Source organism: Streptomyces sp. Ncost-T10-10d, assembly GCF_900091955.1.
In the GTDB taxonomy this organism is placed as follows: domain Bacteria; phylum Actinomycetota; class Actinomycetes; order Streptomycetales; family Streptomycetaceae; genus Streptomyces.
In genome coordinates this window covers 69,764-83,073 of sequence record NZ_FMDF01000152.1, presented here as the reverse complement: position 1 = coordinate 83,073, position 13,310 = coordinate 69,764, and the positions used below count along the sequence as shown (strand labels likewise).

The window sequence follows — 13,310 nt, the reverse complement described above, 5'->3', positions numbered from 1 at the left end:
GATCTGTCTCGCCCATGTACACAGCATCGTCCTCCGTGACCGCCCCGCCCCGGCCGCTTCGTCCCCTGGGGGCGGGCGGCGGGCCGTACCTCGCACCGCATGCCGCTCCGCCGGTACCCGGCACGGTCCGGCCGCGGCGGCCGGCGGGGCTGGGCGGCCCGCCGCTCAGCGGGCGGCTGGACCTGTCCGGCCCACAGGGCGCTCAGCTGAGGATGGTGATCGCCTCGGTGCACCGGATCTGTCCGGAGTTCAATCCGGTCCAGGTGCTGCGCCGGAGCGGCCGCTCGGTGCTCCTGGTCGGCTCCACCGGTCGCACCACTGCGGTCGCCAAGTGTTTACTGGACCACTCACCCGCATGGTCGGAGCGGTTCCGTCACGAAATAGCTGCATATCGTGCGTTCGTCCGGCACCGCCCGCCGGTGCGGGTGCCTCGGCTCATCGCGGCCGACCCGGAGAACTGCACTCTGGTGATCGAGCGGATGCCCGGCCGGGTGGCTGCACTGACCCGGCACCCGTCGGAATCGCCACCCCGTGCGGATGTACGAGCCGTGCTCGGCGCGATCAGCCGGGTCAATGCCTGGCGGCCGGCTCCGGGGCTCTTCGACGCCCCGCTGGACTACGCCTCGCGAATCGCCCACTATCACGAGCTGGGGCTGTTCACCGACCGCGATCTGGGCGATCTGCAGAAGCTGCTGCACGGTCTGGCGCATGCGGGCGGCCGCCAGGGCATGGGGCAGTTCTGTCACGGAGACGCGCTGCTCTCCAACATCCTGCTGTCGCCCACGGGTCCGGTGCTGGTGGACTGGGAACACGCGGGCTGGTACCTGCCGGGCTACGACCTGGCGACGCTCTGGGCGGTCCTGGGAGACGCACCGGCCGCTCGGCGTCAGATCAGCCAGCTGGCGCAGGCTGCGGGGCCTGCGGCGCGGGATGCGTTCCTGGTGAACCTGATGCTGGTGCTGACTCGGGAGATCCGTACGTACGAGACGGCTGTCCAGCGGGCCATGCGGGAGCCGACGCCCGCGGCAGCCGGTCAGGACCGGCCGGGTGTGCTCTCGTCGAGCGAGGAGCAGCGGCTGCTGCTGCGCCGGCTGCATGACGACTGCGCTATGGCTCGCCGGGCCGTGCGAGCCGCGGTCGGCACTCGCTGACCCTGCCCCGGGGGACGCGCTGCGGGTCCGGTGCCGACACACCGGGCCTGCAGCGCGCTGTTGTGTTGTTCCCTCCGGCCGGAGCGCGGTCGGTCAGGGGCTCTTGAATTCGACTGCGTCCACGTCGAACGAATTGTCCTGCGGAGACGTGAAGACGAGATACAGCTTGTGGGTGCCCTTCAGTTCCTGGACCGGCACGGCCGGGGTTGCCTGGTAGTTGTCCCAGCCACCTGTGTTGGGGACCGGGGTGGTGGCGAGCAGAGGACCGTCGGGGGCGTCCGCGCGCAGTTCGATCGCACCGACCCCGTACGGTGAGGAAAGCTGGTAGCCGACCGATCCGATGCCTTCGACGCTCATCGGATCGAAGGCGACCCAGTCGCCATTGGAGACGTCTCCGATCCGTTTGCCGTTCTCGGCGCCTTCCTGGGCGACGATCCGGGTACCGGACTGGGCGTCGTAGTACTCCGCCTGCTTGTGCTTCGGCTGGAGGACGGCGCGACCGTAGCCGGTGAGGGCGGAGATACCGTCGCCGCCCTTGTCCGTGTACTTGGCGTTGAGTACATAGGTGAGGTCCGCGCCTTCGGGGTGGCCGCCCAGGTCCCCGGTGTCCACGGTGCCTTCACAGCCGGGGATGTCGGTGGTGGGGTGCTCATGGTCGTCGTGTCCGAGTGCTGGGTTGACGGTGACCTTGGAACAGTCGACCGGGCCGTCCTCGGGATCGGTGACCGTGACCTTGTACGGGATCTTGTCGCCGAACTCGATCAGTTTGCCGCTGACCGGGAAGTCGATGGTCACCTTGGGTGCGGTATTCCCGGCGGTGACAGGGATGTTGGCGTAGCCGGACTTGCCGGTGGAGTCGGTGACTTTGAGCTGGGCCGCGAAGTCGCCCTTGACCGTGTAGGTGTGGCTGGGGTTCGCATCGGTGGAGTCGTAGGTACCGTCGCCGTCGAAGTCCCAGGCGTAACTGAGCGTGTCGCCGTCGGGGTCGTTGCTGCCCTCGCTGGTGAAGTCGACCTTCAGCGGCACGGGGCCGTCGGTGGCGGAGGCGGCGGCCTTGGCGACCGGCGCACGCTGTCCCTGTGCGTAGTCGATGCGGTAGAGCCCGGAGTCGTTGTTGCCGCCGCCGAAGGAGCTGCCCCATTCGAGGACGTAGAGCGAGCCGTCGGGGCCGAACGTCATGTCCATCGGCTTGTTGAACTTCTGGGAGGACAGGAAGTCATTGATCTTCAGGACTTTCCGGTCCTTGTCGAAACGGACTTCCTTGACGAAGTTGCGCGACCACTCGTAGAAGAAGCTGGCGCCCTCGAAGTAGGCGGGGAACTTCGTGGTGGACGGGTTCTTCTGGTCGTAGTGGTAGACGGGACCGCTCATCGGGGCCGAGCCGCCGCTGCCGACCTCGGGAAATTCCTTGGATTCGCCGTAGCCGTACCAGATCTCCGGCTGCTGGATCGGCGGGAGTTCGGTCAGACCGGTGTTGTTGGGCGAGGGGTTGACCGGGTTGGCGCAGTCGAACTTGGGGCCGACTTCCTTGGTGTCCGGGTTGTAGGGGGCATAGGCCTGGTTGTTGCCGTGGCAGAACGGCCAGCCGAAGTTGCCGGCCTTCTTGATGACGTTGTACTCGACGAGACCTTCGGGCCCACGGTCGGTGGTGGGCAGTCCGCGGTCGGGGCCGTAGTCGGAGGCGTGGACGTAGCCGGTCTTGGGGTCGACGGTGAAGCGGAACGGATTGCGGAAACCCATCGCATAGATCTCGGGGCGGGTCTTGGCCGTTCCCGGGGCGAAGAGATTGCCCCTGGGAATGGTGTAGCCGCCGGAGTCCTTCGGCTTGATGCGCAGGATCTTGCCGCGCAGGTCGTTGGTATTGCCCGCGGTGCGGGCGGCGTCCAGCATCTGCTTGCCCTCGCGCCAGTCGAGCGGGGCGTAACCCTGCCAGTTCGGGTCGAGGTTGGGCGGAGTGTCGTCGCCGACGCCGAGGTAGAGCGTGCGGTCGGGGCCGAACTCGACAGCGCCACCGGTGTGTCCGGGCTCCGGGAACGTGCGGTCGCGGTAGGCGGGGATGTCGATGAGCTTCTTCTCGCTGGCGAGGTCGAGAGCGTTGCCCTTGACCGTGAAGCGGGCAAGCCGGTTGACGTCCTCGGTGGCGCCTGCGGGGGCGTAGTAGAGGTAGATCCAGTGGTTCTTCTTGAAGTCCGGGTCGAGTTCCATGCCGACCAGGCCGTCCTCGCCGCCGGTGTAGACATCCAGCTTCCCGGCGGTGGTGGTGGCGTGGGTCGCCGGGTCGTAGATGTTCACCTCGCCGCTGCGCTGGATGTAGAAGACACGGCCGTCCTTGGCGACATCGAGCTCCATCGGGTCGGCGGTGTTGTCGTCGAGGGTCACCTTCTCGTAACCGCTCCAGACGGTGCCGCCACAGTCGCCGGGCTTGTTGCCCGCGGCCCACTTGACACCGCCGATGACATGGGTGCGGAAGGCGGCTTCGCTGTACGAGGCTGTGTCGTGGCCCATGGCGGTTGCCCAGACCCTGCCGCCCTCGGTGTTGCGGCACCAGGAGATGGGGTGGTCGGCACCCATGGCGGATCCGCCGGGGTTGTACGTGGTTTCGTCGGCGGTCACCAGGACGTGGACGTCACCGCGGGGGTTCTTGTCGAAGTTGTACCACTCCTCGGGGCGCTGCCAGCGCTCCGGGAGTCCTGCGGTGGAGGGGTGGACGCGGTCGGCGACCTTGGCGGTGCCCTGAAGGACTCCGGGTGAGTGGGCGGGCATGTGGACGCCGCCGTTGATGGCCTCGTCCCACCAGGGGAAGGAGTCCTCGATCCCCATGTCGAGGGTGTTGTGAATGGCGACGACGCCGCCGCCGTTGCGTACGTACGTCTGCATCGCTTCCCGCTGGGCGTCGGTGTCCCAGACCATGCCGGAGTTCTGCAGCATGACGATGACGTCGAAGTCCTTGAGCAACGCGTCGTCGAAGACCGCGGGGTCGGCGGTCTCGACGAGTTCGAAGTTGCCGGCGGCCGCCTCTTCCTTGAACATCTGGATGCCCGCGGGAATGGAGGCGTGCACATAGCCGACGGCGCGGGTGAAGAGCAGGGCACGGAAAGCGGGGGCCTTACCGGTGGTGGCTGCGGTCGCGGGCAGTACGGTCAGCGCGAGGAGCAGTGCGCTCACTAAAGCGATGAACGTATGCCGTATGTCACGAGCATGACAGTGCCATCGTTGACGACTCACGGGCGGGTCCTCTCTGCGGGTCGTGGACGAGCGGGTTCAGGTGATGGTTTCGAGGGCACGGCGCAGAAACGCCAGGCCGTCGGTGGCGATGGTGTCCTGGGTGTCGGCCAGCGGTCGCCAGACGGAAGCGGCGACCGCGATGGCGTCGTTGTGCGCGGTGAACGACTCGATGCAGAGCGGGCCGCGGTAGCCGCTCGAGGTGAGAGCGGTCAGGAAGCCGGGCCAGTCGAGGGAGTCGGCGCCGGGGGTGCCCCGGTCGTTGGCGCACACCTGGACATGGACGATGCGGCCGGCAGCACGGCGTACGGCGTCGGGCAGGGAGCGTTCCTCGATGTTCTGGTGGTACACGTCCAGCGCGATGCCGATGCTGTCCTCGGGCAGCCCGGCCAGTGCCGCGAGGGTCTGGTCGACGGTGTTGAGCAGGCTCGTCTCGTACCGGTTGAGGGGTTCCACGGCGATGCGCACACCTGCGGCGCGTGCATGTTCGACGACCGGAGCGAGGTTCTCCCGTAACTCCTCGTACGCCGCGGTGCGTTCGGCGCGGCCCATTCGCCAGGTGCGGCCGACCGCCGTGTACACGGGCCCGGCGACGGTGGGAGCGTTCACAGCCTGGGCTGCGTCGATGCAGCGATGCAAGTAGTCCTGGGTGACCCGGACGGTCTGCGGATCGGTGCGGACGAGGTTGCGGCCGGGCGGCATGACGGCGATCACCGCGGCGACCACGAGACCGGATGCGTCGAGGAGTCGGCCGACTGATGCGGGTGCCCAGTCCCGTTCGTTCTCCAGCGGGATCTCGACGCAGTCGAAGCCCCACGCGGACAGGCGCGGCAGAGCGTCACCGAGCGCTTCGTACGTCACCGGCGAGTGCCAGATCCACGGATTCGCGCCGAGCGGGAACGCGGCGGCACTCACTTCTTGCCTCCCCACTTCTCCGGGAAGCCGGGGAGGTTCTCGCAGCCGCACATCGCGTAGTGCAGTGGCGGCATGCCTGGCTTGAGGTACTGGTCGAGGGTGTCCTGGGTGACGGTGGGCTGCGGAAGTTTCCACTCCTTCGGGACCTGTTCACCCTTGAGGATCTTCAGCGCGGCGATGACGGGCGTACGCCACTGGAACGTGGGGTACGACGGGGCGATCGCGGTGAGCTTCTTCTCCTTCCATACCTGGAGGAAGTCCTGCTGGTCCTCGCCGGTGATCGGGGGTACGTCCTTGCCGGCGTCCTCGAAGGCTTCGACAGCGGCGACGGAGGTCGCGCCGGAGTCCATCCAGACGCCGTCGATGTCGCCGTTGCGGGTGATCGCATCGGTGACGATCGCCTTGGTCTTGGCCGGGTCGCCGTCGGTGAATTTCACGTCCACGACGTCGAGTCCGCTCTTGTCGAGCGCAACCTTCGCCGCCGACCAGCGGGTCTCCAGCACATCGACGCCGGGGGAGATCCGCAGGGCGAGAATCTTCCCCTTGGGCTTCACCTTCTCGACGAGGAAGTCGGCGGCGACCGCCCCGTAACCGTAACCACCGATCGGGTTGATGAAAGTGACGGCACAGTCCGTCTCGACGCCCCGGTCGAAGACGATCACAGGCACCTTTCCGCAGGCCTGCTCGACGGCAGGGGTGAGGGTGGCCGTGGTGTTCGGAGAGACGATCAGGACGTCACAGCCCTGACCGGCGAGCTCCTGGATGTCGGAAATCTGCTTGTCGTCCTTGCCCTGCGCGTCGAGCACGGTGAAGTCGGTGATCTCTTTGTGGAGTCCGACTTCGGCCTGCATGTTCTTCAGGCCGACCTGGCGCCAGGGGTTGAAGACTCCGGCGTTGGACAGACAGAGGTGGATTCCGCCGGGGCCCTTCTTCTTGTACTGCGCGGTGTCGACGAGCTGCGGCTGGAGCATCTGCTCCCACGGCTTGCCTGCGGGGCCCTGCGGGGACTGCTTGGCGAGGGCGAGCTGGCGGTCGTATTCGGCCCGGTCGAAGAACTTCGACTGCCGACCGGTACCCGGGGCGCCCGCGGTACCGCTCGCTGCTCCGGCAGGCGCGTCGGGCGGTGCGTCGCTCGTGCAGCCGGCGAGCAGGGCCGCGCCGAGCAGAGTGGCGAGGGGAACGAGGGCGTGTCGGATCGTTCGCATGCTCATGAGGATTTCGCTCCCGAGGGCTCGGTGCCGCGGCGGCGCAACCGGGACCAGTCGGCTGCGCCGAGGGCGACGGCTGCGATGACAATGACGCCTTGCACGGTCGATTCCAGCGCGCCTGAGACGCCCTGGAGATTGAGCAGGGTGAACAGCGCCTGGAGCGAGAAGGCTCCGGCCATCGCCGCGACGACGGAGCCGCGCCCGCCACCGAGCACCACGCCGCCCAGGACGACGGCGGTGATCGCTTCGAACTCGTAGCCCCGGCCGGCCTGCGCCGAGACTCCGGAGAAGCCGCCGACGAGGACGGCGGCGAGTGCGGCGGCGACGCCGGAGAGGATGAAGGCAATCGTGCGGGCGCGCGCGACCCGGACTCCGGCCAGGCTCGCGGCGCGTTCGCTGTCGCCGGTGGCGAGAAGCGTGCGGCCGAAGTCGGAACGCATCAGGCGTACGGCGAGGAGACCCGCCACGACGCACACGAGAACGGCCCAGGGCAGCCGGCCGAACGCGGTGCCGCGCCCGAGCCCCCGGAATGCCGCGGGCAGCGCGCCGTGCGGCGAACCACCGGTCCAGAAGAAGACGGCACCTTCGAGGATCAGCATCATGCCGAGCGTGGTGATGAACGAGGGCACACGCAGCAGGGTGGTGATCAGTCCGCTGACGAGACCGGCAAGGGCTCCGGCCAGCAACAGGACCACGGTGACGAGCAGCCAGGGTGCGTCCGGGAACGAGCCGTACAGTTCGGCGGCGGCGACCACCCCGGCAGTGACGATCGCTCCGACGGACAGGTCGAACTCGCCGCACACGATGACCAGATACTGACCTGCGGCGAGGATGACGAGAGGTGCGGCGCGCTTGATGAAGGAGAGGAAGCGGTCGGGTTCGTAGAAGCCCGGGTCGGTGAGGGCCAGCGCGACGAGGAGAGCGGCGAGCAGGATGTAGACGGGTGTGCCGGTGGTGAGGGCTCTCAGGACGCGGCGGCCGGCGGGTGCCTGTGCACTGGTCATGCGGTCCTCTCCTGCGCGGTGCGGCGGCCTCGTGCGTACAGGGCGACCGCCGCGATGATGACTACGCCGCGGACGACGTTCTTGAAGAACGGATCGACGGCGAGCTGATTGAAGACGCTGTCGAGCACGGCGAGGACAAGGACTCCGCCGAGGGTGCCCGCCACTCCCCCGCGGCCTCCGGCGAGCGCGGTGCCGCCGAGAACGACGGCGGCTATGGACTCCAGGTCGTAGCGGGCCTCCGTGCCGGCCCAGGGCGCTCCGGCACCGAGCCGGGCGGCGAGGAAGAGCGCCGCGGCGCCGACACAGAGTGAACACAGGACATGGGCGATGATGACGGTGCGTCGGGTGCGGACCCCGGAGAGCCTAGCCGCGTGCTCGTCACCGCCGGTTGCGTACATGTGGTGGCCGAGCCGGCTGCGGCGGGTGACGAGCCAGAGGACGGCCGCGACCGCGAGAAGCAGGAGGAGGGAGACGGGGACCGGTCCGATCCGGTCGTAGCCGAGGTGCTGGAAGGCGGCGGGGACCCTGCCCGCCGGGCCGGTGTAATTGTCCTCGATCCAGCCGCGCAGTATGAAGGCGGTGCCGAGGGTGGCTATGAACGCGTTGACCTTGAGACCGGTGACGATCAGTCCATTGGCCAGGCCGACGGCGGCGCAGAGGGCGAGTACGGCAAGGATCGCCACGGGAACGCTGCCGCTCTCCATCGTCTCCGCGGCGACGAGGGTGCCCAGACTGATGAGGTAGGCGACGGACAGGTCGAGTGATCCGGTGAGAATGACGGCGGACTGGCCGACGGCGACGAGACCGAGGGCGACGCAGTTCTGCAGGATCGTCACCACGTTGGTGACAGTGAGGAAGTCCCCGCCGCGGGCGGCGACGACGATCCAGCCGAGAACGGTGACAGCGAGGGCAGCGAGCCAGACTCCGGCTACGGGGCCGGTGAGGCGCAGCTCGGCTGTCCGCCCCGGGCCGGTGCGGGGCCGGGTCTTCAGGTCGGGCCGGAGTACGGTCATGCAGCTCCCTCCCTCACGCGGTCGCCACCGGTGGCGACGCGCATGATGGCCTCTTCCGTGGCGCCGGCGGGAAGTTCACCGGCGAGGCGGCCTTCCGACATGACGAGGATGCGGTCACTCATGCCGATCAGCTCGGGCAGTTCGGAGGAGATGATCAGTACGGCGAGGCCCTCGCGTGCCAGTTCCCGTACGAGGGTGTGGATGGCTGCCTTGGCGCCGACGTCGACGCCGCGGGTCGGTTCGTCGAAGAGGAGCACGCGGGGACGTGCAGCGAGCCATTTGGCGATGACGACCTTCTGCTGATTGCCGCCGGACAGATACTGGACCTGCTGGTCCTCGCCGTGGGCCTGCAGGCGTACGCGTTCCAGCAGCGCGGTCACCTCGCCGCCCGCGGGCGGTCTGCCGCGGGCGGGCACGGCCCGGGTCACGAGCAGCGTGTTGTCGGTCACGGACTGGCGCAGGGCGAGGCCTTCGGCCTTGCGATCCTCGGTGACCAGGGCGATTCCGGCCCGGACGGCGTCCCGGGGGCGGGACAGGCGCCGTGGCTTTCCGTCGACGGTCATGGTGCCCGTGGTGAAGGGGGCGACGCCGAAGAGGGCACGGGCGAGAGAGGTGCGACCGGAGCCCTGGAGACCGGCGACGCCGACCACCTCACCGGCCCGCAGAGTCAGATCGATACCGGAGATCCGGGCGTTGCCGCCGCCGCTGACGGTGAGCCTCTCCGCGCCCGCCTCACCCGGGCGGGCGCGGGGTGGGTAGTAGGCGCCGAGTTCCCGCCCGACCATGGCGCGTACGACCGCGTCGGAGTCGGTGTCGCGGGTGTTGAGCGTGGCGATGTGGCGGCCGTCCTTGAGCACCGTGATGCGCTGCGAGAGATCGAAGACCTCGCGGAGCCGGTGCGAGATGTAGAGGATGCCGAGCCCACGGGCGGCCAGTCGGCGTACCAGTGAGGCGAGTTGTTCGACCTCGTGATCGGCGAGCGCGGCGGTGGGTTCGTCCATCACCAGGATCCGGACGTCGGAGGCGAGGGCCTTGACGATCTCGACGGTCTGCCGGCGTGCGACGGACAGTTCGCGAACGGGGGTCCGCGGGGTGATGCCGGTCTCGTCCATTTCGGCGAGGAGTTCGGCGGTGCACCGCTCCATGGCACGGCGGTCGGCGAGTCCGTACCGGGTCGGTTCACGGCCGAGGAAGACGTTCTCGGCGACGGTGCGGTGCGGGAGCAGCGCAAACTCCTGGTGGATGATGCCGATCCCGGCAGCTTGGGCCTGCGCCGGATGGCTGAAGGAGTACGCGGTTCCATCGATCGTGAGGGTTCCCTCGTCGGGTAAGTGCTCGCCCGCGAGGATCTTCATCAGTGTTGACTTTCCCGCGCCGTTCTCCCCCACCAGCGCATGTACTTCTCCGGCTTCGAGATCGAGCCCAACCCCTTGGAGCACACGCACCCCAAGGAAGCTCTTGGACACACCGTGCATCGTCAGCATCGAATGGCTCCTCGCTCAGCGGTCTGCAGAGCAGAGTCGTGACATGCCTTAGGACTGTCAAGAGCTCAAGTGCCTTTGATTTCAACCTACTTGGCGCAGACTTATGCCGAGCGACGAACAGAGAACGCCTTGTGAGCAGCGAAAGTCGTCCTTAGGGTGACTGTCATGTCTTCGCCGTCGGATCGCATATCCGCTGCCGCCTCGCACTCGCCGGGCGAGGTGCTCGCGCTGATCAGTTCAGGGGCGGTGGCGACCCGTGCCGATATCGCCCGGGTCACCGGAATGGCCCGTTCGACCGTCTCCCAGCGGGTGGACGCGCTCATCGCGCACGGCCTGGTGGACGAGGACGCCGACGGTGGTTCCACCGGCGGCCGCCCGCCGCGCCGACTGGCGCTGCGCACCCGTGAACACGCGGTGGCCGGGGTGGATCTGGGAGCCTCGCACTGCAGGGTGGCCCTGATGGACATCGGCGGCGCCACTCTGGCGGTACAGGAGGAACCGCTGTCGATCGGTGACGGACCGGACTCCGTGCTGCGGCATGTGGAGCGGACCGTGCGCGCCCTGCTCGACGAGGCCCACCGGAAGCCTGAAACGCTGCGGTCCATCGGCGTCGGGGTACCGGGCCCTGTGGAGTTCTCCACCGGCCGTCCGGTCGATCCGCCGATCATGCCGGGCTGGCACCAGTACCCGATCCCGGAGTTCTTCGCCGCGCGGTTCGGGGTGCGGGCACTCGTCGACAACGATGTGAACGTGATGGCACTGGCCGAGCAGCGCCGCGCCTTCCCGGAATGCCGCTACCTGTTGTACATCAAGGTCGGCACGGGGATCGGTTGCGGGATCGTCGCCGACGGCCAACTGCACCGGGGTGCACAGGGCTGTGCCGGCGACATCGGACATATCCGGGTCGCGGACCTCGACGATCCGTGTCGGTGCGGCAATTCGGGCTGCCTGGAGGCCGTCGCGGGCGGTGCGTCACTGGCGGCGAAACTGGTCGGTCTGGGACTGGACGCGACATCGGGCAGCGATGTGGTGCGACTGGTGCAGTCCGGGAACCGTGACGCCGTAAGGATGGTGCGCGAGGCGGGGAGGGCGGTCGGCGAGGTACTCGCCGCTCTGGTGAACTTCTTCAACCCGGACACAGTGGTGGTGGGGGGCGCACTGGCCGCCGTCCACGACCAGTTGCTCGCGGGGGTACGCGAGGCGGTCTATCGGCGCTCGCATCCGCTGGCCACGCAATTGCTGCGGATCGAGCCGAGCCGTACGGGTGAGAATGCGGCCGCGGTGGGGGCGGGCATTCTCGCGATCGAGCACGCGCTGTCTCCCGCCCAGGTGAACCGCCAGGTCGCGGGCTGACAGAGGCCGAGGCAGCCGGGTTCGTGACCGAACGGCCTCAAGTGCCCCTCCGTGTACGGATACCGTGCACGGAGGGGCGCGAGTCACGCGGTCACGCGGTCACGCGGTCACGCGGTCACGCGGTCACGCCGGAATCATCAGGTCCCACCGGGCCTCGGACAACGCGCACCGGTACTCCGCCCAGCTCCCGTCGCTGACGCCCGCGTCCTCGGCCGCAACGCACTCCTGCTGGGTCCCGTACGAGCCGGCCTGGTCAGCTTGTGCATCAAGGCCTCCTCCTCGTTGTTCGGATGCGCGCGATCCCTGGTGCTGCTCCGGCGACGCCCCCTGCGGTCTCAGCGCGTCCGCACGATGTCCACGTCGGATGCCTTCACGAAGGCGACCCGGTGGCCGATCTGCACCGTCACGTACTTCTCCTTGCCGCGGAAGTACGAGTGGTCGAGCGGGTACGAGGCGTCGATCGTCGGGGCGTAGAAGAAGCCCGTGGGTGCCTCACCGCCGCCGGGATAGGACTGACCGGCCTTGATGGTGTACTGCAGCGGCGAGCCCACCCGCTGGTCCGCGAAGTCCGCGGGGTACTCGGACTTCTCCGGGTACGCCACCCCGTACACCGGCACCTCCGTACGGCCCGCCTTCGGCTTGACCACGTAGCCGGAGGTGGGCGTGGTGGTCCGGGTGCGGGCCGGGGTCTGGAACCACGCCTTCTGTCCGTACCACCAGATCGCCGTCCAGCCGGGGGCGTGGTCCGCGACGACGGCCTGCTGGGTGGCGCTGATCTTGCTGCCCCAGTCGGCGGCGCAGTTCGTGCCGGGCGAGCCGTCGGTGTGCAGGCCGGGGTCGGAGAAGAGCGGTGCGTCGGTGGACGGTGCGGTGTGGAGCGGGACGGCGCTGGAGCCCTGGACCGGCAGGTCGACTCCCTTTTCGCAGTCGCGGAACGCCTGCTTGTTCTTCTTGAAGTCCGGGTTGACGGTGATGAGTTCACTGCTCTTGGGGGCGCTCGGCACCGTCGGCTTGCCGAGCAGCGCCATGAAGTGGTTCCAGTCCCAGTACGTGCCCGGGTCCCAGTGCATGTTCTTGGTGCCGGACGCGCTGGTCGGCGGCACACCGTCGTGGCCGATGATGTGCTGGCGGTCGAGCGGGATGTCGTACTTGGCTGCGAGGTAGCGCACCAGCTTGGCGGTCGAGCGGTACATCTCGGGGGTGTACCACTTGGCGCCCTCGACTGCGACGCCCTCCTGCTCGATGCCGATGGAGTGGCTGTTGACGTACCAGTTGCCCGCCTGCCAGGCGACGTCCTTGCCCTTGACCATCTGGGTGACATGACCGTCGCCCGAGCGCACCACGTAGTGGGCGGAGGTCTGCTTCAGCGGGTTCTGGAAGATCTTCAGGGTGGTGTCGAAGTCTTCCTCGGTGTCATGCAGAACAATGAATCTGATCTTGTTGGTGTGCGGCCGGTCCGAGGTGTCGTAGTTCCCGTACGTCTCCTTGTCGGCCGGGTCACCCGTCTGCTGGTAGGCCGCCGGTACCCAGTCGCATTCGAGGCCGCGCGGGCATTCCGGCCGCACCCCGTCCGCGCCGGCCTGCGCCGCGGGACTGAGCAGCGCCATGCTCAGTGCGCCGACCGTGGTCAACGCGAGTGCGAGTCCGGTCCTCTGCTTGGACGTCATGACAACCCTTCTTGGAGCCGTGCGTGATGGAGCCGTGCGTGATCCGATCTCACTGTTCTGTTGCGCGCACACTCTCTGACCTGAGGTGATAGCGCGTCAAGGGTTCAGTGGTGCTTGCAGGTCGAGCCAGTGGACCAGACCACTGACAGGGTGTCTGACCTGCGGTCGGAAAGAATCGACCGGTTGCTGACGGCGCCTCGTTACCTGGGTTTTACGGAGCGGCCGGCCGACCGGCGACCTACGCTCTCGCACACCACGAACGGGCGCACTTTTTATGTGACTAATCCCGGATG

General features: G+C 68.2%; 9 protein-coding genes. 2 read left to right on the top strand and 7 right to left on the bottom strand.

The genetic code is table 11. The features are described 5' to 3' along the window. The first annotated feature begins 14 nt into the window (after window positions 1–14). A complete protein-coding gene (locus GA0115254_RS27275) occupies window positions 15–1,151 on the top strand; it encodes an aminoglycoside phosphotransferase family protein (protein WP_093897935.1) in 1,137 nt (378 codons plus the stop codon). 93 nt (window positions 1,152–1,244) lie between these two features. Here GA0115254_RS27275 and GA0115254_RS27270 read toward each other — a convergent pair whose 3' ends face one another. The 6 genes from GA0115254_RS27270 to GA0115254_RS27245 all read right to left on the bottom strand — a co-directional run bounded on the left by GA0115254_RS27270 (window position 1,245) and on the right by GA0115254_RS27245 (window position 9,997). Next, a complete protein-coding gene (locus GA0115254_RS27270; RefSeq protein WP_256102801.1) occupies window positions 1,245–4,316 on the bottom strand; it encodes a ThuA domain-containing protein in 3,072 nt (1,023 codons plus the stop codon). Between the two features lie 96 nt (window positions 4,317–4,412). Beyond that, on the bottom strand, window positions 4,413–5,288 hold the full coding sequence (locus GA0115254_RS27265) for a sugar phosphate isomerase/epimerase family protein (RefSeq protein WP_093897933.1): 876 nt from the start codon (window positions 5,286–5,288) through the stop codon (window positions 4,413–4,415). Beyond that, window positions 5,285–6,493: an ABC transporter substrate-binding protein gene (locus tag GA0115254_RS27260; RefSeq protein WP_093897932.1), complete on the bottom strand. Its 1,209-nt coding sequence runs from the start codon at window positions 6,491–6,493 to the stop codon at window positions 5,285–5,287. Before GA0115254_RS27260 ends, GA0115254_RS27265 begins: the two co-directional genes overlap by 4 nt. Window positions 6,494–6,495: 2 nt before the next feature. Beyond that, window positions 6,496–7,500 carry an ABC transporter permease gene (locus GA0115254_RS27255; protein ID WP_093897931.1) on the bottom strand — a complete coding sequence of 335 codons (1,005 nt, stop codon included), beginning with the start codon at window positions 7,498–7,500 and terminating at the stop codon, window positions 6,496–6,498. After that, the gene (locus GA0115254_RS27250; RefSeq protein WP_093897930.1) at window positions 7,497–8,513 is read right to left on the bottom strand and encodes an ABC transporter permease; all 1,017 of its coding nucleotides are present in this window, start codon (window positions 8,511–8,513) and stop codon (window positions 7,497–7,499) included. The genes GA0115254_RS27255 and GA0115254_RS27250 overlap by 4 nt, the downstream gene beginning before the upstream one ends. Further along, window positions 8,510–9,997: a sugar ABC transporter ATP-binding protein gene (locus GA0115254_RS27245; protein ID WP_093897929.1), complete on the bottom strand. Its 1,488-nt coding sequence runs from the start codon at window positions 9,995–9,997 to the stop codon at window positions 8,510–8,512. The genes GA0115254_RS27250 and GA0115254_RS27245 overlap by 4 nt, the downstream gene beginning before the upstream one ends. 165 nt (window positions 9,998–10,162) lie before the next feature. Between GA0115254_RS27245 and GA0115254_RS27240 the strand changes: the two genes are divergently transcribed. Then, window positions 10,163–11,350 carry an ROK family transcriptional regulator gene (locus GA0115254_RS27240; RefSeq protein WP_093897928.1) on the top strand — a complete coding sequence of 396 codons (1,188 nt, stop codon included), beginning with the start codon at window positions 10,163–10,165 and terminating at the stop codon, window positions 11,348–11,350. A 335-nt stretch (window positions 11,351–11,685) separates the two neighbouring features. Here GA0115254_RS27240 and GA0115254_RS27235 read toward each other — a convergent pair whose 3' ends face one another. Continuing rightward, complete coding sequence (locus GA0115254_RS27235) at window positions 11,686–13,017, bottom strand: N-acetylmuramoyl-L-alanine amidase (RefSeq protein ID WP_093897927.1); 1,332 nt, start codon at window positions 13,015–13,017, stop codon at window positions 11,686–11,688. Window positions 13,018–13,310 lie beyond the last annotated feature (293 nt).